This is a genomic window from Microbacterium sp. SCN 69-37 (assembly GCF_001724435.1).
GTDB lineage: Bacteria > Actinomycetota > Actinomycetes > Actinomycetales > Microbacteriaceae > Microbacterium > Microbacterium laevaniformans.
In genome coordinates this window covers 23,930-44,259 of record NZ_MEEL01000024.1, presented here as the reverse complement: position 1 = coordinate 44,259, position 20,330 = coordinate 23,930, and the positions used below count along the sequence as shown (strand labels likewise).

The 20,330-nt window shown below is 70.1% G+C and carries 19 protein-coding genes; 4 read left to right on the top strand and 15 right to left on the bottom strand.

Annotation, left to right across the window (positions count from 1 at the left end; translation table 11 throughout):
- The first annotated feature begins 2 nt into the window (after positions 1 to 2).
- Positions 3 to 947: a hypothetical protein gene (locus ABS64_RS06090; RefSeq protein ID WP_292681842.1), complete on the top strand. Its 945-nt coding sequence runs from the start codon at positions 3 to 5 to the stop codon at positions 945 to 947.
- 10 nt (positions 948 to 957) lie between these two features.
- Here the strand turns inward: ABS64_RS06090 and ABS64_RS06085 are convergent, their stop codons facing one another.
- Positions 958 to 1,932, bottom strand: coding sequence for a methylenetetrahydrofolate reductase (locus ABS64_RS06085; RefSeq protein WP_232212020.1), 975 nt, complete (start codon positions 1,930 to 1,932; stop codon positions 958 to 960).
- Positions 1,933 to 2,081: 149 nt separating this feature from the next.
- On the opposite strand from ABS64_RS06085, the gene ABS64_RS06080 reads away from it, so the two are divergent.
- Positions 2,082 to 3,998, top strand: coding sequence for a prolyl oligopeptidase family serine peptidase (locus ABS64_RS06080; protein WP_292681839.1), 1,917 nt, complete (start codon positions 2,082 to 2,084; stop codon positions 3,996 to 3,998).
- Between the two features lie 7 nt (positions 3,999 to 4,005).
- Here the strand turns inward: ABS64_RS06080 and hflX are convergent, their stop codons facing one another.
- A complete protein-coding gene (hflX, locus tag ABS64_RS06075) occupies positions 4,006 to 5,529 on the bottom strand; it encodes a GTPase HflX (protein WP_005048878.1) in 1,524 nt (507 codons plus the stop codon).
- A gap of 69 nt (positions 5,530 to 5,598) precedes the next feature.
- On the opposite strand from hflX, the gene ABS64_RS06070 reads away from it, so the two are divergent.
- Positions 5,599 to 6,240 (top strand): methyltransferase, encoded by a 642-nt coding sequence (locus tag ABS64_RS06070; RefSeq protein ID WP_036287205.1) that lies wholly within the window; start codon positions 5,599 to 5,601, stop codon positions 6,238 to 6,240.
- A 22-nt stretch (positions 6,241 to 6,262) separates the two neighbouring features.
- Here the strand turns inward: ABS64_RS06070 and dapF are convergent, their stop codons facing one another.
- Positions 6,263 to 7,126, bottom strand: a complete 864-nt coding sequence (gene dapF, locus ABS64_RS06065) for a diaminopimelate epimerase (RefSeq protein ID WP_036287208.1) — start codon at positions 7,124 to 7,126, stop codon at positions 6,263 to 6,265.
- 129 nt (positions 7,127 to 7,255) lie between these two features.
- Between dapF and ABS64_RS06060 the strand changes: the two genes are divergently transcribed.
- Positions 7,256 to 7,711: an ASCH domain-containing protein gene (locus tag ABS64_RS06060; protein ID WP_292681901.1), complete on the top strand. Its 456-nt coding sequence runs from the start codon at positions 7,256 to 7,258 to the stop codon at positions 7,709 to 7,711.
- A 46-nt stretch (positions 7,712 to 7,757) separates the two neighbouring features.
- On the opposite strand, the gene miaA is transcribed toward ABS64_RS06060, so the two are convergent.
- The 12 genes from miaA to dapA form a co-directional block, all read right to left on the bottom strand.
- The gene (gene miaA, locus ABS64_RS06055; RefSeq protein WP_292681837.1) at positions 7,758 to 8,672 is read right to left on the bottom strand and encodes a tRNA (adenosine(37)-N6)-dimethylallyltransferase MiaA; all 915 of its coding nucleotides are present in this window, start codon (positions 8,670 to 8,672) and stop codon (positions 7,758 to 7,760) included.
- Complete coding sequence (gene miaB, locus ABS64_RS06050) at positions 8,669 to 10,225, bottom strand: tRNA (N6-isopentenyl adenosine(37)-C2)-methylthiotransferase MiaB (RefSeq protein ID WP_292681836.1); 1,557 nt, start codon at positions 10,223 to 10,225, stop codon at positions 8,669 to 8,671. Before miaB ends, miaA begins: the two co-directional genes overlap by 4 nt.
- A 65-nt stretch (positions 10,226 to 10,290) precedes the next feature.
- Entirely contained in the window at positions 10,291 to 10,863 is a 573-nt protein-coding gene (locus ABS64_RS06045) for a regulatory protein RecX (protein ID WP_231477143.1), read from the bottom strand.
- 188 nt (positions 10,864 to 11,051) lie between these two features.
- Positions 11,052 to 12,107, bottom strand: coding sequence for a recombinase RecA (recA, locus tag ABS64_RS06040; protein WP_039416593.1), 1,056 nt, complete (start codon positions 12,105 to 12,107; stop codon positions 11,052 to 11,054).
- A gap of 266 nt (positions 12,108 to 12,373) precedes the next feature.
- Positions 12,374 to 12,598 carry a DUF3046 domain-containing protein gene (locus ABS64_RS06035; protein ID WP_292681833.1) on the bottom strand — a complete coding sequence of 75 codons (225 nt, stop codon included), beginning with the start codon at positions 12,596 to 12,598 and terminating at the stop codon, positions 12,374 to 12,376.
- Position 12,599: 1 nt separating this feature from the next.
- Positions 12,600 to 12,920, bottom strand: coding sequence for a helix-turn-helix transcriptional regulator (locus ABS64_RS06030; RefSeq protein WP_005048854.1), 321 nt, complete (start codon positions 12,918 to 12,920; stop codon positions 12,600 to 12,602).
- 168 nt (positions 12,921 to 13,088) lie between these two features.
- Complete coding sequence (locus ABS64_RS06025) at positions 13,089 to 13,661, bottom strand: CinA family protein (RefSeq protein ID WP_036287237.1); 573 nt, start codon at positions 13,659 to 13,661, stop codon at positions 13,089 to 13,091.
- Complete coding sequence (gene pgsA / locus ABS64_RS06020; protein WP_135948342.1) at positions 13,658 to 14,248, bottom strand: CDP-diacylglycerol--glycerol-3-phosphate 3-phosphatidyltransferase; 591 nt, start codon at positions 14,246 to 14,248, stop codon at positions 13,658 to 13,660. The genes ABS64_RS06025 and pgsA overlap by 4 nt, the downstream gene beginning before the upstream one ends.
- A 49-nt stretch (positions 14,249 to 14,297) precedes the next feature.
- The gene (locus ABS64_RS06015; RefSeq protein ID WP_292681829.1) at positions 14,298 to 16,991 is read right to left on the bottom strand and encodes a DNA translocase FtsK; all 2,694 of its coding nucleotides are present in this window, start codon (positions 16,989 to 16,991) and stop codon (positions 14,298 to 14,300) included.
- 79 nt (positions 16,992 to 17,070) lie between these two features.
- Entirely contained in the window at positions 17,071 to 17,565 is a 495-nt protein-coding gene (locus tag ABS64_RS06010; protein ID WP_292681827.1) for a GNAT family N-acetyltransferase, read from the bottom strand.
- A gap of 31 nt (positions 17,566 to 17,596) precedes the next feature.
- The gene (locus ABS64_RS06005) at positions 17,597 to 19,273 is read right to left on the bottom strand and encodes a ribonuclease J (protein ID WP_016463251.1); all 1,677 of its coding nucleotides are present in this window, start codon (positions 19,271 to 19,273) and stop codon (positions 17,597 to 17,599) included.
- Positions 19,274 to 19,320: 47 nt separating this feature from the next.
- Complete coding sequence (gene dapA, locus ABS64_RS06000) at positions 19,321 to 20,298, bottom strand: 4-hydroxy-tetrahydrodipicolinate synthase (RefSeq protein ID WP_036287248.1); 978 nt, start codon at positions 20,296 to 20,298, stop codon at positions 19,321 to 19,323.
- Positions 20,299 to 20,330: the final 32 nt, after the last annotated feature.

The following is a 20,330-nucleotide window of genomic DNA, read 5'->3' as shown; positions in this document are numbered from 1 at the left end:
CGTTGTCCATCCTGAGCGTCTGGGCGCGGGTGCAGCTGGTCGACGAAGACGCGTTCACCGCGACGCTTGTGCCGCTGGCCCGTTCGACCACCGTGCAGGACGCGCTGATCGCGGCATCCGCCGACGCGGTGGACGCGAGGCTCGACGCCGACGCCCTCACCGGCTCGATCGTCGACGGCATCATCGGGCTGGGCGTCGGCGACCGGGCCGCGGACGCATTGCGGCGACTGCAAGCGCCTGCCGCCGCCGCCGTGCAGACTCTCGTGCACGACACGATCGCCGACGCGATCCGCTCAGACGGCTTCGGGTCGCTGTGGGAACAGCTTCTCCGGCAGTCTCATCGCGCGCTCACGCTCGCCGCGACCTCCGATGGCGCCGGCGTCGTGGTGCAGACCGAGGCCGGACTCGGCATCCAGGTCGGCGCCGTGGTGGCGGGCGTGAAGGAACGTCTGAGCGCGCAGGGCGTGGCGTGGGCGACGCTCATCCCCTCCGTCGATCACGTCGTGGTCATCGGCTCCGGAGACACCCTCGCCGCCGTTCGAACGGGATATGCGCTCGGCGTGACGGTGGGATGGTGGATGCCGGTCGCTACCGTCATCCTGTTCCTCAGCGGGATCGCGCTCGCGCGGCGACGCCTGAACGCCCTCCGGCGGGCCGCACTCGCGGCGGCGGCGTGCCTCGGGGCGCTGCTGATCGCGGCTGCCGCGGGGCGGGCGGCGGTGTCGTCCGCCGCAGCCGGGACGGCGCTGACGCCGGCCGCGGCCGCCGCCGTCTTCGACCAGCTGCTGGCGGCGGCGGTCGGCGCGACCGGCGCAGCTCTGGCGATCGCTCTCGCCGTCGCCGCCGGCGCGTGGCTCGCCGGTCAGTCCGTGCGCGCGGCGGCTCTTCGCCGCGCGTGGAGTCGTTGGGGTCTTCGCCGCGCGGCGGCGGACGAGTCCTCCGACTGAGCGGACGGCGTCAGGGGCTCGCTTCGGAGATCAGCTCTGCGGCGCGCAGCACGCCCAGAACGGTGTCGTGGTTGTTGAAGGCGTAGAGGTGGATGCCGTCGGCGCCGCCGGCGACAACGGACCGCGCGAGGTCGGCGGCATGGGCGAGGCCGACGGCGCGCTGCGCGGCGGCATCCGGAGCCGACTCGAGCGCCGCGGCGAGAGCGTCGGGGCGCGCATCTCCGGTGAGCTCGAGCACTCGGCGCAGTCGCCCCGGAGAGGTGATGGGCATGATCCCGGGCACGATCGGGATGACGACCCCGGCCGCACGGGCGCGCTCGACGAAGTCGAGGTACTCGTCGGCGTGGAAGAAGAGCTGTGTCAGGGCGGACGTCGCCCCGGCGGCCTGCTTGGCGAGAAGTGCGTCGATGTCCTCGTAGCGGTGACGCGAACGCGGGTGACCGTTCGGGAACGCCGCGACGGCGATCTGGACGCGGTCGCCGTCGGTGACCTGCACGGCTCCCGGAAGCCCGGGGATCTCACGCTCCCGATACGGCGAGCGCTCCGCCTGCACCCGGCCGATCAGCTGCACGAGCTGAGCGGCCGACTCCAGATCGCCGAACACGATGTCGTCCTCGCCGATGCCGACGGGCGGGTCGCCCCGCAGCGCCAGGAAGCGGGTGATGCCGGCATCGAGGAAGTCGCGGATGACCGTCGTGGCTTCGGCGTAGCTGCTGCCGACACAGGTCACGTGCGCGACGGGCGGAACGGTCGTCTCGCGGAGGATGTGCGTCAGCACGGTGAGCGAGCGGTCGGTCGTCGAGCCGCCCGCTCCGAACGTCACGGAGATGAAGCGCGGACCGGCGGCGGCGAGCACGCGAATGGTCTCGTAGAGAGCAGGCAGCTGCTCGGGGGTGCGCGGAGGGTAGATCTCGAACGAGAACGGTACCCGCGGCGAGGCCGTGACGGCGGCCGCCGGAGCGCCGACGCGAGGTTCGTGGGCCATCTTCGCTCGGTTCCCTCTCGGGTCGGGGTCGTGCGGCCGGTCGGCCCCGGCCTCGATGCCCCACTTTAGAGCCACGGCGGTGCCCTCACCCGCGTGTGACGGCACGTGCCTGCCGACGTGGCAGGTCGCACACGCGTAGCGTGGCAGCCATGGTCGATGTGCACCCTTATGGATCCTGGCCCTCCCCGTTCACCGCCGCGTGGGCTTCTTCGGCTTCTCCCCGGGTCGACGGCGCTGCGCTCGTGGGCGACGAGGTGTGGTGGGCGCAGTCGGTGGCCGAAGAGGCCGGCCGCACGGCCGTGTTCCGGCGCGATGCGACCGGCACGGTGCACCTCGTCCTGCCGGCGCCGTGGAACGCCCGATCCGGCGTCCACGAGTACGGCGGCGGGTCGTGGGCGGTCGACGATGCCGGTCGGCTGTTCTTCGTCGAACGCCGCGACCAGCAGGTGTGGGTGCAGGAGCCCGGCTCGGACCCTCGTCCCCTGACGGACGATGCGGATGTCCGCTACGGCGGACTTCGCGCGACCGGCGGGATGCTGCTCGGCATCCGCGAGCGCGGCGGCCGCGAGCGAGCGATCGTGCGCATCGACCTCGACGGTGCGGGAGCAAACGACCTCGTCGCGGGCAGCGATTTCGTGGCTCAGCCCGCGCTGTCCCCGCGCGGGGACCGGCTCGCGTGGGTGGCCTGGAATCATCCCGACATGCCGTGGGACCGCACGACCCTGCGTATCGGTCGTCTCGAGGACGGCGCCGTGGTCGAGTGGACCGACGTGACCGACGGCAGCACGGCAGCGCTCCAGCCCGAATGGACCGACGAGGACGACCTGCTGTACCTGGACGATGCGACGGGTCGGTGGAACCTCTGGAGCCTACGCCTGGATGCCGACCTGCCGCGGGCGCCTCTCGCCCCGGCCGATGCGGACACGGGGGGCCCGCTGTGGTCACTCGGCAGCCGCTGGTTCGGTGTGACGTCCGACGGCGGGGTGATCGCTGTCCGCACCAACGGCTCGGATGAGCTCGTCTGGCGGGATGCCGCGGGCACCGAGACCGTGATCGACATCCCCGCCACCGCATCCCTCGCCGTCGAGGCGGTCGTCGGCCGCCGGGCGCTGGTCTCCGGCATGGCACCGGGCGTGAGCGGCATCTGGCTGGTGGAGTTCGATGCGGAGGGGGCGACGGTGCACGTCGACCTCATCGTCGGACACCGTGCGGAGATCGCGGGTGAGGAGCTCGATGCGTGGCTTCCCGAGACGCGCCCGTTCTCCTTGGAGGGTCCGACGGGGACGGTGCACGCATTCGTGCACCCCCCTCACCATCCGCGTGTCGCGGCATCCGATGCAGAGCGCCCGCCCTATCTCGTGCTGGTGCACGGCGGACCGACCGGCCACGAGGGCGGCGTCGCCGATGCGAAGACGCTGTTCTTCACGAGTCGCGGCATCGGAGTACTGGAGGTGAACTACGGCGGCTCGACCGGATACGGCCGCGCGTACCGGGAGCGTCTGCGCGGACAATGGGGCGTCGTCGACGTGGCGGACGTCGCGGCAGCCGCCTCCGGCCTTGCCGCCACCGGCGCCGCCGATGGCGGCCGCCTGGCGATCAAGGGCGGATCGGCAGGCGGCTGGACGGTGCTCGCGGCGCTCGCGCGCACCGATGTGTTCCGCGCGGGCATCTCCCGCTACGGCGTCGGCGACGCCCGAACCCTGGCCGCCGATACGCACGATTTCGAGTCACGGTATCTCGACGGACTCATCGGGCCCCTGCCGGAGGCCGAGGAGCTCTATATCGAGCGCTCCCCGTTGACGCATATCGACGGGTTCCGCGTGCCCGTGCTGCTGCTGCAGGGTGCGGATGACGCGGTCGTGCCTCCGTCGCAGGCCGAAGCGATCCGCGACGCTCTCGCCGCGCGCGGCATCCCGCACGCCTACGTGCTCTACGAGGGCGAGGGACACGGGTTCCGCGGCGCTGAGGCAGTCGTGCACGCGCTGGAGAGCGAGCTCGCTTTCCTCGGCCAGGTGTTCGGCTTTCCGACGCCCGGCGTGCCGGCGATAGAGCTGACGGCAGGCTAGGCGTGCGTCAGAGCGCGTAGGGCGCGAGCTCCGCCGCGAGCCGCTCCGAGACGTGCGCGTGCACGGCGGTACCGCCCTCCTCGTGGGCCGTCGAGACGATGTGCCCCGACTCGTGCACCGCGTTGATGAGGTCTCCACGCTCATACGGCACGAGTGCGCGCACCTCGACCGCCGGCAGCGGCAGGGCGTCCTCGATGACGGTGCGCAGCTGATCGATGCCCTCCCCCGTCCGCGACGACACGAACAGCGCGCTCGGCTCGAGACCGCGCAGCACCAGCCGCGCGTCGTCGTCGACGAGGTCCGCCTTGTTGAAGACGACGATCTCGCGCGTCGAGCGCGCACCCACGTCGCCCATCACATCGCGTACGGTCGCGAGCTGCGCCGCGGGGTCGGGATGGGAGCCGTCCACGACGTGTACCAGCACGTCGGCGTCGCCCACCTCTTCCAGCGTGGAGCGGAACGCCTCGACGAGCTGGTGCGGCAGGTTCCGCACGAAGCCGACCGTGTCGGTCAGGGTGTAGACGCGCCCGTCGGCCGCTTGGGCACGGCGCACCGTCGCGTCCAGCGTCGCGAACAGCGCGTTCTCCACGAGCACGCCGGCGCTCGTGAGCCGGTTGAGCAGGCTCGACTTGCCGGCGTTGGTGTAGCCGGCGATCGCGACGGACGGGATCGTGTTGCGCTTGCGTTCGCTGCGCTTGGCCTCGCGGGCGGGCGCGAAGTCGCGCAGCTGCCTGCGCAGCTGCGCCATCTTCGTGCGGATGCGCCGGCGGTCGAGCTCGATCTTGGTCTCGCCCGGTCCGCGTGAGCCCATGCCGGCGCCTCCGGCGCCGACCTGGCCACCGGCCTGACGGCTCATCGATTCACCCCATCCGCGCAGTCGCGGAAGCAAGTACTCGAGCTGGGCGAGCTCGACCTGCGCCTTGCCCTCGCGGCTCTTGGCGTGCTGGCTGAAGATGTCGAGGATGACGGTGGTGCGGTCGATGACCTTGACCTTGACGACGTCCTCCAGCGCGCGACGCTGGCTCGGAGCGAGCTCGGTGTCGGCGATGACGGTGTCGGCGCCGACCGCGGCGACGAGGTCGCGCAACTCCGCCGCCTTGCCGCGGCCGATGTAGGTCGCCGGGTCGGGGTGCGGACGTCGCTGCAGCACCCCGTCGAGCACGACCGCGCCGGCGGTCTCGGCGAGCGCGGCGAGCTCGCGCAGGGAGTTCTCCGCGTCTTCCTGCGAGCCCTGGGGGTACACCCCGACGAGCACGACGTTCTCCAGCCGCAGCTGGCGGTACTCGACCTCCGTGACGTCTTCGAGTTCCGTGGACAGACCCGGCACGCGGCGCAGCGCCGCGCGCTCCTCACGGTCCCACTGATCGCCGTCGGTGTCGCCATAGGCGACGGTCGCGGCATCCTGCAGCGCCTGGGCGGCACCGAAGACGTTCGCGCTGGAGCGGCCCTCGGCACGTGCCAGCACGCGATCCACCGGATCGAGCGGCGTGTCCTCGCCGTGCGCGTCGGTGGTCTCGGTGGTGTGGGTCATGGATTCCTTCCAGGTCAGCCTTGCAGTCTAGCCTCCCGCACAGGCCGGTGGCTCCGGTACGCTCGCAGGATGGGGAGTGACCACTACTTCAGCGCCTCCCCGTCCAGCGCCGAGAACCTCCGTCGCATCCGCGTGTCCCTCGGCGGGCGCACCGGCGAGGTCACGACCGCGGGCGGGGTGTTCAGCCCCGACCACGTCGACGGCGGGACGGCGGTGCTACTCGCGAATACTCCGCCGCCCCCTCCGGGCGGCCACCTGCTCGACCTCGGCTGCGGCTGGGGGCCGATCGCGCTCAGCCTCGCCGTGCAGTCGCCGCACGCCACGGTGTGGGCGGTGGACGTGAACGACCGCGCTCTCGACCTGGTGCGACGAAACGCGCAGGAGTGGGGTCTCACCAACATCAACGCGGTGCGCCCCGAGGACGTTCCCGGCGACGTCCGCTTCCGCGGCATCCGATCCAATCCCCCCATCCGCGTCGGCAAGAACGAGCTTCACGGTCTGCTGGAGACGTGGCTGCCGCGCTTGGACGAACGCAGCGACGCGTGGCTGGTCGTGCAGCGCAACCTCGGGTCCGACTCCCTGCAGCGGTGGCTGGCGGCGACATTCGACGACGGATACTCGGTGACGCGTGCGGCGACCGGACGCGGCTTCCGCGTGCTCAAGGTGCGCCGGCACGGCGCGGTGCCGACCGGCGCGATCGACCTGCCCTGAGTCGCCCGCGATCGACCGCGCGTCAGGCCAGGCGCACCTCGCCCGAGTAGACGAGGGTCGCCGGACCCGACAGCAGCACGTGGTCGCCGTCGGCGTCGGCGACGATGCGGACGCCGAGGATGCCGCCGGGCACCTCGACACTCCAACGATCGGGCGCCGCGGGTCCGGCCCAATGGCGGACGGCGAGCGCCGCTGCTGCGACACCCGTGCCGCAGGAGAGCGTTTCACCCACCCCGCGCTCGAAGACCCGCATACGGATGCTGCCGACGCCGTTCTTGACGAGCGGATCGGCCGGCACCACGAACTCCACGTTCGCCCCGGCGACCGGCTCCGGATGCAGCAACGGCTGCACCGTGAGATCGAGCTCCTCGAGCTCGCCCGCGCTGGAGAGCGCCACGACGACGTGCGGGTTGCCGACGTCGACGCCTTGGCCGGGGCGGGCGACGTCGAGTCCCCGCGCCTTGACGACGGTCTCGCCGTCGATGGCGAAGACGCCGAGGTCGACCTCGAACCCGGGGTCGCTGCGGGTGAGGGTCTTGATGCCGGCGCGCGTGCCGATGCGCAGCGGTGCGGCGTCGATGTCGGCGCGACCGGTGTCGACGAGGTACTTCGCGAAGACGCGGATGCCGTTGCCGCACATCTCGGCGGCGGAGCCGTCGGCGTTGCGGTAGTCCATGAACCACTCGGCATCCGTCATCGCCTCGCCCTCACGGATGCGGGCGCTGCGGACGACCCGCAGGATGCCGTCGCCGCCGATGCCGAAGCGGCGGTCGCAGAGCGCGGCGATCTGGTCGGCCGACAGGTCGAGGACGCCCTCGTCGTCCGGGACGATCACGAAGTCGTTGCCCGTGCCGTGACCCTTGGTGAATGCGATCGACTCTGCCACCCGGTCAGTCTACGGTCCACAGCCCGAGGCCCGGCCGGCCGCGCGCGAGCGACGTGGCAGGATCTGAGGGTGGCAGAACCCGCTCTCTCCTCTCACGCGCTCCCCCTCGACAGCGATGCTGCGGCCGCGATGTGGGAGGCCTACCGCGCCGCGCGGCCCGAAACGGTGCTCGCCGGGGGCGAGTACACCGTCGAGCACTTCGGTGACAACGCCCGGCTCGCCGACGAACTCCTCGACATCGTGCTGTCGGGGCGGAAACGAGCGACGGCAGAGCTCGTGACCGACTTCGTCGCTCGGGGCGATCTCGTGCCGCGCATCGGATCGCACTGGATCGCGTGCGACAGCTCCGGCGCACCGCGCATCATCATGCGCACGACCGAACTGAGGTTGGGTCCTTTCATCAGCGGCGACGCGGCATTCGCCGCCGACGAGGGCGAGGACGACGGATCGCTGGAGAGCTGGCAGCGCGAGCACCGCCGCTACTGGACGCGCGTCGCCGCCGCCCGCGGAGCCGAATGGTCGGAGGAGGACGAGATCGTCTTCGAACGCTTCCGCGTCGTGTGGCCCCCCGAGCACGCCGACTGAACGACGAGGAGCGGCTCGGGCTGCACGGTGAGTTTGCGGACTTCGCTCACGCCACCGAGTCTGCCAGGACGACCGCGTCGACGTCGGGCGCGACCCAGCGCACGTCGGCATACCGGCGAAACCACGACACCTGGCGCCGCGCGTAGCGTCGGGTGAGCGCCTGCGTCTGGGCGATGGCCTCGGACGCATCGAGCTCACCCGCCACGTGCGCCAACGCCTGCGCGTAGCCGATGGCCCGGCTGGCCGTCACGCCCTGCTCGAGGCCGCGGTCGCGGAGGGCTGCGACTTCGGTGAGAAGTCCCTCGCGCCACATGCGGGTCACCCGCTCGTCGAGGCGCGCGACGAGGGTTGCACGCTCGACCTCCACACCGATGAGGGTCGTCGGCACGTGCCAGAGCACGGGATCTGCGGGCAGGACGGCGCCGTGACCGCGGTCTCCCTGCACGGCGACCTCGAGGGCGCGCACGATCCGCCGAGCGTTGCGCGCATCGATACGGTCGGCGGTCGCCGGGTCCAGTGCGCGCAGACGCTCCAGGAGCGGCCCGGGGCCGGCCTTTTCGAGAGCCGCTTCCAGCTGTGCGCGCAGGATGTCGTCGTGCGGCGGGAAGCGGAAGTCGTAGACGACACTCGAGACGTAGAGGCCCGAGCCGCCGACGAGGATGGCGTCCGCTCCGCGGTGGAAGATCTCTGAGATGACGGTACGGGCCGCTTCCTGGTACGCGGCGACCGCGGCCTCATCCGTGACCTCGAGCACATCGAAGAGATGGTGCGGGATGCCGCGGCGCTCGGCGACCGACAGCTTGGCGGTGCCGATGTCCATCCCGCGATACAGCTGCATGGCGTCGGCGTTGACGATCTCCGCCGGGCGACCGCGGGCGGTGAGCGCTTCCGCGAGCCGCAGGGACAGATCGGACTTGCCCGTGCCCGTGGCGCCGACGACGCCCCACAGACGCCCGGTCACCCGAGGCGGAGCGTCGGCAACCCGAGCGACACCGCGCGGGGTGCGCCCGTCTCGCCCGCGACGCCCGAGGATGTCGGCACGCCGCATGACTCCGCCTGGGTGCGATCCCAGGCGTCGCCCGCGCGCGTGCGCCGAATGCGCAGCGGCGCCCCGTCGGGGCTATCGGCGAGCAGGTGGAACGGAGCGGCGTGCGTCACGGTCGCCGTCACGACGTCTCCGGGGCGCGGAACGGCCGAGCCCCGAGGCAGCTCGAAGTGGACGAGCCGATTGTCTTCGGCGCGGCCGGTCAGGCGGTGGGTCTCGGCATCCTTCTTTCCCTCGCCGGTCGAGACCAGCACCTGCAGCTCGCGGCCGATCTGGGCCTCGTTCTCTTCAAGGCTGATGCGCTCCTGCAGGGCGATGAGCCGCTCGTACCGCTCCTGCACCACGGCCTTCGGCACCTGGTCGGGCATCGTCGCGGCGGGGGTGCCCTCACGGATCGAGTACTGGAAGGTGAAGGCGCTGGCGAACCGTGCTTGCGCGACGACACGCATCGTGTCCTCGAAATCCTCATCGGTCTCACCGGGGAAGCCGACGATGATGTCGGTGGAGATCGCCGCGTGCGGGATGCGGTCGCGGACCCGCTCGAGGATGTCGAGGAAGCGGTCACTGCGGTAGGAGCGCCGCATCGCCCGTAGGACGCGATCGGATCCGGACTGCAGCGGCATGTGCAGCTGCGGCATGACCTGAGGAGTCTCGGCCATGGCATCGATGACGTCATCGGTGAACGCGGCCGGGTGCGGACTGGTGAAGCGGATGCGCTCGAGCCCCGGGATCTGCCCGGCGGCACGCAGCAGCTTGCCGAACGCCTGACGGTCACCGAACTCGACCCCGTAGCTGTTGACGTTCTGACCCAGGAGGGTGACCTCGACGGCGCCGTCCTCGACGAGGAGCAGGATCTCGTTGAGGATGTCGCCAGGGCGGCGATCCTTCTCCTTGCCACGCAGGCTCGGCACGATGCAGAAGGTGCAGGTGTTGTTGCATCCGACGGAGATCGAGACCCAGCCGCTGTGCACGGCGTCGCGCTTGGTCGGCAGGGTCGAGGGGAAGACCTCGAGCGCCTCGAGGATCTCCAGTTCTGCGTCGCCGTTGTGGCGCGCTCGCTCGAGGAGGCTGGGCAGCGAGCCCATGTTGTGGGTGCCGAAGACGACGTCGACCCACGGCGCCTTCTCGAGCACGGCCTCTTTGTCCATCTGAGCCATACAGCCGCCGACGGCGATCTGCATGCCCTCGTGACGATCCTTGCGACTCTTCAGATGCCCGAGGGTGCCGTACAGCTTGCCGGCGGCGTTGTCGCGCACCGCACACGTGTTGATCACGACGACATCGGCCTCGAAGCCCGCCTCCGCTCGCACGTATCCGGCGCTCTCCAACGAGCCGGAAAGTCGCTCGGAATCGTGCACGTTCATCTGGCAGCCGAAGGTGCGCACCTCGTAGGTCCGGGCACGACCGTCGGCGGCGACGGCGGCGTCCGATGGCGCGATCAGCGTGGGGGCGGCGGACGGAGAAGTCATGATGCGTTCATTCTACGATCCGTCACCATGCACGAACCCGAGGTCCCGCGCACCGGGAAAACGGCTCACTCGAAGCGCACGGTTCCCGCCGGCGCACGCCGAACCGGTCGCCCGAGTTCTTCGAGGGCCTGCCGCGCTGCGGTCAGTGCGCTCGCACCGTACCCGCGCCGCGCGAGTTGGCCCGAGAGCCGCCGCAGCGCCGTATCGCGATCGAGGTCGCGCATCGTCCGGGCCTTCTGCCGCGCGAACTCGAGAGCACGGTCCGCATCATCGTCAGGCAGCGCATCGAGTGCCTCGTCGATGACCTCGCGCGGGATGCCGCGGGCCGACAAGGTCTGCACGAGCATCGCGCGCCCCTGTCCCTTTCGTTCGACGCCACTGTGCACGAGCTGCTCCGCCAGTGCCGAGTCGTCGAGATATCCGAGGCTCCTCATGCGGTCGATGACGTGGTCGATCGCCGCATCGCCGAGCTCGCGTTCGCGCAAGAATCGCGATGCCTCCCGTTCGGACAGGGAGCGCGTTCGCAAGCGCTTGATCAGCGCGGCCTCCGCATCGTCGACGACGGTCGCGATGTCGTCCTCCCACGCCGCGTCGACGGGCTCCTCCGTCCAGGTCGGATGCCAGCTGAGATCGCCCACACCGCCTCTACGCCCGGACGGACCAGGGAACACGGGGGGTGTCGCGGGTTGCGGGTCGCGCGGACCTGCCTCATCCTGTGGCTGGTTCGCGGAGGCGGAGGAGACGCGTGCGTCGGCGGCATCCCCGCCGAACAGCGGGATCACGGGGGCGAGCCGCTCGGACTCGTCCCCGTGTCGCGACGTCGTCATCAGGCCGGTCGGCGCGCGGCCAGATCATCGGCAGGCGCGACCTCTGCCCCACCGCGCGGCTGACCGATTCCCAGCTTCTGCTTGATCTTGGTTTCGATCTCCGCCGCGATGTCGGGGTTCTTCAGCAGGAAGTTGCGGGCGTTCTCCTTGCCCTGACCGAGCTGCTCACCGTCGTAGGTGTACCAGGCGCCGGACTTCTTCACGAGGGCGTGCTCGACGCCGAAGTCGATGAGCGAGCCTTCGCGCGAGATGCCGGTGCCGTAGAGGATGTCGAACTCGGCCTGCTTGAACGGCGGCGCCATCTTGTTCTTGACGACCTTGACGCGCGTCCGGTTGCCGACCGCGTCGGTGCCGTCCTTCAGCGTCTCGATGCGACGGATGTCGAGACGCACCGAGGCGTAGAACTTCAACGCCTTTCCGCCGGCGGTGGTCTCGGGTGAGCCGAAGAACACGCCGATCTTCTCGCGCAGCTGGTTGATGAAGATCATCGTCGTATTGGTCTGGTTGAGGCCACCGGTCAGCTTGCGCAGCGCCTGAGACATGAGGCGAGCCTGCAGGCCGACGTGGGAGTCGCCCATCTCGCCTTCGATCTCGGCCTTGGGGACGAGCGCAGCGACGGAGTCGATGACGACCAGATCGATCGCTCCCGAACGAACCAGCATGTCGGCGATCTCCAGCGCCTGCTCCCCCGTGTCGGGCTGCGACACGAGCAGCTGATCGATGTCGACACCGAGCTTCTGCGCATAGTCGGGGTCGAGCGCGTGTTCGGCGTCGATGAAGGCGGCGATGCCGCCGGCGCGCTGCACGTTGGCGATCGCGTGGAGCGTGAGCGTCGTCTTACCCGAGGATTCGGGACCGTAGATCTCGATGATGCGCCCGCGGGGAAGACCTCCCACGCCGAGAGCGACATCGAGGGCGATCGAACCGGTGGGGATGACTTCGACGGGGGCACGGTCGTCGCTGCCCAGTCGCATGACCGAGCCCTTTCCGAACTGCCGGTCGATCTGGGCGAGGGCCGACTCGAGGGCCTTCTCGCGGTCAGCGGGTGAGGGCATGACGTGCTCCTTGTGCTCTGCCGTGGACGGCGCTGCCGGCCTCGGGATTCCGTCGCCTGTAGGCTGTCACGCCCCCTCCCGGCGGGAAGGATGCTGCGACAAGGCGGAGGTGTCGTGATGACGGTGTCCACGTTAGAGACGGTCTCCGACATCGGTGGGCGACAGGCCTCGAATGTGGACAAACGTCCCGAGTCACCTCATGTGCAGGAGCCTACGCCCATCGAACAGAGTTTCGATCACGCGACACGCCGCGCGTCCGTCGCGGATCAGCGTCGGCGCGGCTCCATCAGGCCGACGCCGTGGCGCCGCGAAGCGGGGACGTCCGTCTCGTCGCACAGAGCAAACCAGATCTCGCGCGGCTCGACGCCGTCGGCGAGGGCTTCGGCGGCGGTCCGGTGACCCACACCGGGCAGAGCGAGGTCGGCGACCAACATCGCTGCGCGCGCGCCGAACTCGTCCGCGACGGCTCGCGTGAACTCGCTGCGCCGCACGTCAGCGCAGCGACAACTCGGGCTGGACGAGGCCGTCCTCGAGCCCGGCGAGATCGTCGGGAACGACGTCGGGGAAGACCTGCAGGCCCTCCAGCACCGACAGCCGGTCACCGACCTCGCGCATGATGGTCGAGATCGGAACGTCCAGCGCCTCGGCGACCGCCGCGAGGATCTCGCTCGAGGCCTCCTTCTGACCGCGCTCGACCTCGCTGAGATATCCGAGGGCGACACTCGCGCGTCCGGCGACCTGGCGGAGGGTACGACCCTTCTGCAGGCGGAAGTCGCGAAGCACTTCGCCGATCTCCTGACGAACCAGGATCATGTTCGGGCCCCCTCCTCTACTCGAGATTCCCACCGGGTATCGGTGCCCGGGTGGACAACAGTACCCCACGTGCTGGCCACGATAGCCCTCTCGTGCTGGGTAATGAATGGGAATCGCTGTCATGTAACGGCGTCGACACGAGCGGTATTCCCCGCGTCATCTGAGGGCTCAGAGCGTGTCCAGCACCAGCCGGACGGCGCGCGCCGCCGTCTCGGTGCGGATGGCGGCGCGGTCGCCGTCGATCAGTACGGACTCGACCCGTGAGCCCAGCGGAGTGGCGACGGCGATATGCACCGTGCCGACGGGCTGGCCGTCCGGTGACAGCGGGCCCGCGATGCCGGTCGTCGCCACGCCCACGTCGGCGGGCACGCCGTCACGTCCGAGCGCGCGGCGCACGCCCTCCGCCATCTGGCTGGCGACCCGGGGATGCACCGGCCCGTGCGCGTCGAGCAGATGCTGCTCGACGCCCAGAAGGCTCGCCTTCACGTCGGTCGCGTAGGCGACGATCCCGCCGCGGAAGACGCGCGAGGCTCCCGAGACCGAGACGATGGATGCGGCGAGCAGTCCCCCGGTCAACGATTCGGCCGCCGCAATGCTCCAGCCGAGGTCGGCGAGTCGGGCGACGAGGCGCTCCGGCTCGCTACTGCGGCGACCCGCGGAGACCAGCGTGCTCTCGAGGTCGTCTCCCTCGGCATCCGGATGTTCGTCGTGCGCGCCCCCACGCCGGGACGAGGCGCTCATCGACGCGTGCCCGTCACGGTGCCGCCGCGGGCGGCTCGGGCTCCACGGATCTCGGTGACCACGTAGTCGACGCCGCTCGCCACCGTGAGGACGACCGCGATCCACATCGCCGCGGTGTTCACGACGTGGACCCACTCACCGACCACGTTCCACAGCGGCAGCAGCGCGAGGGAGAGCGCGACCGCCTGCGCGACGGTCTTCAGCTTGCCCATCCACGCCGCCGCGACCACGTGACTGCTCGCGACGATGAGGCGATGCACTGTGATGCCGACCTCGCGGACGAGAACAACGATCGTGACGGCCCAGGGGAGCTCGCCCAGGAGGGAGAGCCCGACGAAGGCACAGCCGGTCAGAGCCTTGTCTGCGATCGGGTCGAGGAGCTTGCCGAGGTCGGTCACGATCTCGTACTTGCGCGCCAGGTAGCCGTCGATGCCGTCCGTCGCGATCGCGACGATGAACAGCACACCTGCCCACCACCGCAGCGGGCCGTCGCCGCCCTGATCGGCCAGGAGCATCCAGAGGAAGACCGGCGCGCACAGGATGCGGACGATCGTGATCGCGTTGGGGAGCTGCCGGGGAATCGCCACGAGGCGAGCCTACTCGGGGCCGGTGGTCCGCACGGGCCCCGAGGCGAGCTCAGTCGCGGCCGGTGAGGCTCCACGCGTCTTCGGACCCGTCGTCGCCATCGACCACCGGAAGCCCGTCGAACTGGGCACCGACCGCATCCGGCCCGTACGGGTCGTTCGCCGGCGCCGCGTGGGTAGCCGGGGGGTCGTCGCCGCGCAGGCGGGCGAGCACCTCGGGCAGCTGATCCGGCGTGACGAGCACGTCGCGAGCCTTCGACCCCTCCGAGGGGCCGACGATCTCTCGCGACTCCAGCAGATCCATGAGACGACCGGCCTTCGCGAAGCCGACGCGGAGCTTGCGCTGCAGCATCGAGGTCGAGCCGAACTGCGTCGAGATGATCTGCTCGGCCGCCGCCAGCAGCAACTCGAGGTCGTCACCGATGTCGGCGTCGATCTCCTTCTTCTCGGCGACCGCGGCGACATCGGCGCGGTACTCCGGCCGAGCCTGGTTCTTGACGTGCGTGACGACCTTCTCGATCTCGCTCTCCGCCACCCACGCGCCTTGAACGCGCAGCGCTTTGGACGCCCCCATCGGCAGGAAGAGACCGTCGCCCTGCCCGATGAGTCGGTCGGCACCGGGCTGGTCGAGGATGACGCGCGAATCGGTGACGCTCGTGACGGCGAACGCCAGGCGCGAGGGCACGTTCGCCTTGATCAGACCCGTGACCACGTCGACGGAGGGCCGCTGCGTCGCGAGCACGAGGTGGATGCCGCTGGCGCGGGCGAGCTGGGTGATCCGCACGATCGAGTCCTCGACGTCGCGCGGGGCGACCATCATGAGGTCGGCGAGCTCGTCCACGACCACGAGCAGATAGGGGTAGGGCTTGAGCACGCGCTCACTGCCGACGGGGAGGTTGATCTCCCCCGCGACCACCGCGCGATTGAAGTCGTCGATGTGGCGGAAGCCGAACGACGCGAGGTCGTCGTACCGCATGTCCATCTCCTTCACGACCCACTGCAGCGCCTCCGCGGCCTTCTTCGGGTTCGTGATGATGGGCGTGATCAGGTGCGGGACGCCGGCATAGCTCGTGAGCTCGACGCGCTTGGGGTCGATGAGCACCATGCGCACCTCGGAGGGCTTGGCGCGCATCAGCAGGCTCGTGATCATCGAGTTCACGAAACTCGACTTGCCCGAGCCGGTGGAACCGGCCACGAGCAGGTGGGGCATCTTGGCCAGGTTCGCGACGACGTAGCCGCCGCCGACGTCCTTGCCGACGCCGATCGTCATCGGATGCGTCTGACTGGTCGCCGCCTGCGAGCGCAGCACGTCGCCCAGGGTGACGATCTCACGGTCGGTGTTGGGGATCTCGACACCGATGGCGCTCTTGCCGGGGATGGGCGCGAGGATGCGCACCTCGTTCGACGCGACGGCGTACGCGATGTTGTTGGTGAGCGCGGTGATGCGCTCGACCTTGACGCCGGGGCCGAGTGAGATCTCGTACTGGGTCACCGTCGGCCCGCGCGAGAAGCCCGTGACGCGCGCATCGACACCGAACTGCTCGAAGACGCCTCTGATGGCCGCGACCACGCGGTCGTTCGCCTCCGATCGCGCCTTCGGCGGGTCGCCCTGCGCCAGCGCGGCCACCGAGGGAAGGCGATACGGCGCCTGCGGCGGCTGACCGTCGTGGTCGTCCCCCAGGGCGGAGATACCCGGGAGGATCCCGTCGTCGAGGATGATCTCGCCGCTGTCCTCGCGGATGCCGGTGTCGGCGCGACGCGCGGCCTTCTTGGCGTGGGCGATCACGGCCGGATCGATGATCTCGGTCGGCGCCTCCGGAAGCGGCGGGACCGGCGGAACAGCGGCCGGCATCGCGACGGCCTGCTCGAAGCCGCCGTCGCCGCTGGTGTCCAACAGCGCCGTCAGGTCGTCCGAGCCGAGGTGGCCGTCGACATCCTCCTCACGACCGGACTTGTTGCGGCGCCACCACGGCAGGTCCTTCTCCGCGGCATCGTCCGTCTCGCCGAAGGCGACCGTGGGTGCGTCGGCCGCGGGCGCGTCGGGGCGCTCGGCGCCGAACATCCACGCGTACAGGTCTCCGAGACGACGGCCGATGCGGTTGGGCGGGGTCTTGGTGAGGATGAGAATGCTCAGCAGTGTCAGCGCACCCAGGAGGATGTAGGCGCCGATCGGCGTGAGCAGCGACAGCGGCTCGCCGATGGTCCACCCGAACAGACCGCCCGCGGCGCTGAGCGCCGGCATGCCCTGCGACGGCTGCGGCCGACCGCCCGCAACATGGCAGAAGCCGGCGATCGAGAGCACGAACAGTCCGAAGCCGATGCCGATGCGCCCGTTGTCGTGGATGGACGGCGGGTGCCGGAACAGCCAACCCGCCAGCACCAGCAGGAGCACGGGCATGATGAAGGCGACGCGGCCGACGAACAGCCCCACGGTGTAGGCGCTGATCTGCGTCGCGGCGTCGTTGCCGATGAAGAACCATTCGTTGACGGCGCCGAGCGCGGCCAGCACCACCAGCAGGAACGGGAAGCCGTCGCGGCGCTGGTCCTTCTCGAGCGTCTCGAGGCCGAAAGCGCGGAACATGCCGCCGACGGCGTGCGCGACGCCGAGCCAGGCGCGGACGGCGAGCGGCGGGCGGTCGGTGTCGTCGACGTACTTCGTGGGAGCCGGCGCGGGCTTGCGGGCACGGGTCGAGGAGCCCTTCGCGGACGCGCGGGCGTTCGTGGGCGTGCTCGTGGATCGTGCCATTACTCCACGGTAGGCGCACAGGTCCCCGGATCCGCGGATTGACGCGGCCCGAGACGGGCCCGGCATCCGCCGCGCCTGGTCAACGCAGGCGCTTGACCATGGTGTCACGGCCATGACCGGCCTGCGTGACGGCGAAGCCCTCACTGCGGTAGAGCGTCTGGGCGTAGTTGCCCCGTTCCACCGACAGGCTGATGCGGCCGTAGCCCTCGGCCCGCGCATGCTCGCACAGTCGCTGGAGCAGGGCACGCCCCACCCCGTGCGCGCACCAGAGGGGCCGCACCCCGATGATGAGCTCCGGCACGCCCGTGCCGATGTACCCGAAGCCGGGATCGGTGCGCGGCAGCATCCGGTACCACGCCGCGCCGGCCGGGCTGTCCTGCGCGTCGACCGCGACGAAGCCGGCGTCGCCGAGACGCATCCACCCCGAGATGTAGCGGTTGTGGTCAGGATGCGTCAGCACCTCGTGCCGCGGGCGCGCGCCCCCCTGCCGCCAGTTCGCCGCTTCGACGACCATGTCGCCCAGGAACGCCCCATCGGCCTGTGTCGCGGGGCGCACACGAAAGCTGACGGGCATGGAGCCGATCGTAGCGCTGCGCCGCGACCGCTCAGGCTTCGATGACGAGGGGGACGATCATCGGGCGACGACGCAGCCGCTGGTTCACCCACCGACCGATCGTGCGGCGCACGACCTGCGACAGCGCGTGGGTGTCGCGGACGCCCGATTGAGCCGCCTCCGTGAGGGCCGCGGCGATCTTGGGCTTGACGTCGTCGAACACCTTGTCGTCCTCCGCGAAACCACGCGCGTGGATCTCGGGGCCGGTGATGATCCGCCCCGTCGCGGCATCGACGACGACGATCACCGAGATGAAGCCCTCCTCGCCGAGGATCCGGCGATCCTTGAGGTCGGCGTCGGTGATCTCACCCACGGTCGATCCGTCGACGTAGACGAAGCCGAGATCGAGCTGGCCGACGACGCGGGCGACGCCGTCCTTGAGGTCGACGACGGTGCCGTTCTCGGCGATGATCGTGTTCTCCGCGGGGATGCCGGTGTCCTGCGCGAGCTTCGCGTTCGCGATGAGGTGACGGTACTCGCCGTGCACCGGCATGACGTTGCGCGGCTGCAGGATGTTGTAGCAGTACAGCAGCTCGCCCGCCGCCGCGTGACCCGACACGTGCACCTTGGCGTTGCCCTTGTGCACGACGTTGGCACCGAGCTTGGTGAGGCCGTCGATCACGCGGTAGACCGCGTTCTCATTGCCCGGAATCAGGCTCGACGCGAGGATGACGGTGTCACCCGGACCGGGCTCGATCGCGTGGTCCAGGTTCGCCATGCGGCTGAGCACGGCCATCGGCTCGCCCTGCGACCCGGTCGACATGTAGACGATCTTGTCGTCGGGAAGATCCTGCGCCTTCTTGTAGTCGATCAGCACGCCGTCGGGAACGCGCAGATAGCCGAGATCCTCGGCGATCGTCATGTTGCGCACCATCGAGCGCCCGAGGAACGCGAGACGGCGCCCGTTCGCCGCGGCCGCGTCGATGACCTGCTGGACGCGGTGCACGTGGCTGGAGAAGCTCGCCACGATGACGCGCCGGGGAGCCTTGGCGATCACCTGGTCCAGCACCGGACCGATGTCGCGCTCGAGGGGGGTGAAGCCGGGCACGTCGGCGTTCGTGGAGTCGACCAGGAAGAGATCCACGCCGTCCTCGCCGAGGCTCGCGAACGCGCGGAGGTCCGTGAGGCGGCCGTCCAGGGGCAGCTGGTCCATCTTGAAGTCGCCGGTGGCCAGCACCGTACCGGCGTCGGTGTGGATCGCGACAGCGAGTGCGTCGGGGATCGAGTGGTTGACGGCGACGAACTCGAGGTCGAACGGACCGACCTGCTCCTCCTGCCCCTCCTGCACGGTCAGCGTGTAGGCCTTGATGCGGTGTTCCTTGAGCTTCGCTTCGACGAGCGCGAGGGTGAGCTTCGAGCCGATGAGGGGAATGTCGCTCTTCAACCGCAGCAGGTAGGGCACCGCGCCGATGTGGTCCTCGTGGCCGTGCGTGAGCACGACGCCCACGACGTCGTCGAGCCGGTCCTTGATCGGCTCGAAGTCGGGGAGGATGAGGTCGACACCGGGCTGGTGCTCCTCGGGGAAGAGCACACCGCAGTCGACGACGAGGAGCTTGCCCTCGTATTCGAAGACCGTCATGTTGCGACCGATCTCGCCCAGCCCGCCGAGCGGGATGACGCGAAGGGTCTGCGGGGCGAGCGCGGGGGGCTCGGAGAACGTCGTGGGCATCGTCTGCCTTTCGTGGATGCCGCGGCATCCACCGGTATCGCGGTCGCTCAGCGGGTGGTGCCGTGGACCTTGGGGAGCGCGCCGCCGGCGGCGGCGTTGCGGTCGGGTCGGAAGTTGGAGAAGTCGGCTCCGTCGACGCCCTTGACGAGTGCGAGCTCGTCCTCGATGAGGGCGGCCTCCCACTCTTCGGGGCCGACGAGCGGCAGGCGCACGCGCGGGCTGGAGATGCGGCCCAGGCCGTGCAGGATGTACTTCGCGCTCACCGTGCCGGGCACATGGGTCATGACGGCGCGGACGAGCGGTTCGAGCTGCTGGTGCGCGGCGGTGGCGGTGGCCAGGTCGCCGCGGTTGACGGCATCCACGATGACACGGTAGGGCGTCGCGGTGATGTTGGCGGTGACGCCGATGAGACCCGACGCGCCGATGGACAGGTGCGGCAGGACGTTCGCATCGTCGCCGGAAAAGTACATGAGATCGGTCTGGTTGAGCACCCGACTGACCTCGCTGAAGTCGCCCTTGGCGTCCTTCACGGCGAGGATGTTCGGGTGGTTGGCCAGCCGCAGGATGGTCTCGTACTTGATCGGCACGCCGGTGCGACCGGGGATGTCGTAGAGGATGACCGGGAGGTCGGTCGCATCGGCGACGAGGCGGAAGTGCGTCAGGATGCCGGCCTGGGTCGGCTTGTTGTAGTACGGCGTGACGATCATGATGCCGTCGGCGCCGGCCTTCTCGCTGGCCTTGTAGAGCTCGATCGCGTGCGCGGTCTCGTTCGAACCGCCGCCGGTGATGATCTTCGCCCGGCCGGCGGAGACGGACTTTCCGACCTCGACGAGCTTCAGCTTCTCAGGATCGGTGAGGGTGCTCGTCTCGCCGGTGGTGCCGGTGACGACGATGCCGTCGGCTCCGGCGGTGATGACGTCGTCGATGTGCTTCTCGACGGCGGGCCAGTCGACTTCACCGTCGGCCGTCATCGGAGTGACGAGCGCGACGAGGACCTGTCCGAAGGGATTGCCCGAGTGCGTCATGTCTCCAGGCTACCGGCTCGCGGCGACCCCGT

Bases quoted from the DNA above. Each gene is read 5' to 3' on its own strand.
- ABS64_RS06030 (WP_005048854.1), bottom strand. From the start codon at position 12,920: ATGATCCTGGTTCGTCAGGAGATCGGCGAAGTGCTTCGCGACTTCCGC.
- ABS64_RS06010 (WP_292681827.1), bottom strand. From the start codon at position 17,565: ATGCCCGTCAGCTTTCGTGTGCGCCCCGCGACACAGGCCGATGGGGCG.
- ABS64_RS06060 (WP_292681901.1), top strand. From the start codon at position 7,256: ATGTGGGAGGCCTACCGCGCCGCGCGGCCCGAAACGGTGCTCGCCGGG.
- miaB (WP_292681836.1), bottom strand. From the start codon at position 10,225: ATGACTTCTCCGTCCGCCGCCCCCACGCTGATCGCGCCATCGGACGCC.
- ABS64_RS06070 (WP_036287205.1), top strand. From the start codon at position 5,599: ATGGGGAGTGACCACTACTTCAGCGCCTCCCCGTCCAGCGCCGAGAAC.
- ABS64_RS06015 (WP_292681829.1), bottom strand. From the start codon at position 16,991: ATGGCACGATCCACGAGCACGCCCACGAACGCCCGCGCGTCCGCGAAG.
- hflX (WP_005048878.1), bottom strand. From the start codon at position 5,529: ATGACCCACACCACCGAGACCACCGACGCGCACGGCGAGGACACGCCG.
- ABS64_RS06005 (WP_016463251.1), bottom strand. From the start codon at position 19,273: ATGCCCACGACGTTCTCCGAGCCCCCCGCGCTCGCCCCGCAGACCCTT.
- ABS64_RS06085 (WP_232212020.1), bottom strand. From the start codon at position 1,932: ATGGCCCACGAACCTCGCGTCGGCGCTCCGGCGGCCGCCGTCACGGCC.
- ABS64_RS06080 (WP_292681839.1), top strand. From the start codon at position 2,082: ATGGTCGATGTGCACCCTTATGGATCCTGGCCCTCCCCGTTCACCGCC.
- ABS64_RS06025 (WP_036287237.1), bottom strand. From the start codon at position 13,661: ATGAGCGCCTCGTCCCGGCGTGGGGGCGCGCACGACGAACATCCGGAT.
- dapA (WP_036287248.1), bottom strand. From the start codon at position 20,298: ATGACGCACTCGGGCAATCCCTTCGGACAGGTCCTCGTCGCGCTCGTC.
- recA (WP_039416593.1), bottom strand. From the start codon at position 12,107: ATGCCCTCACCCGCTGACCGCGAGAAGGCCCTCGAGTCGGCCCTCGCC.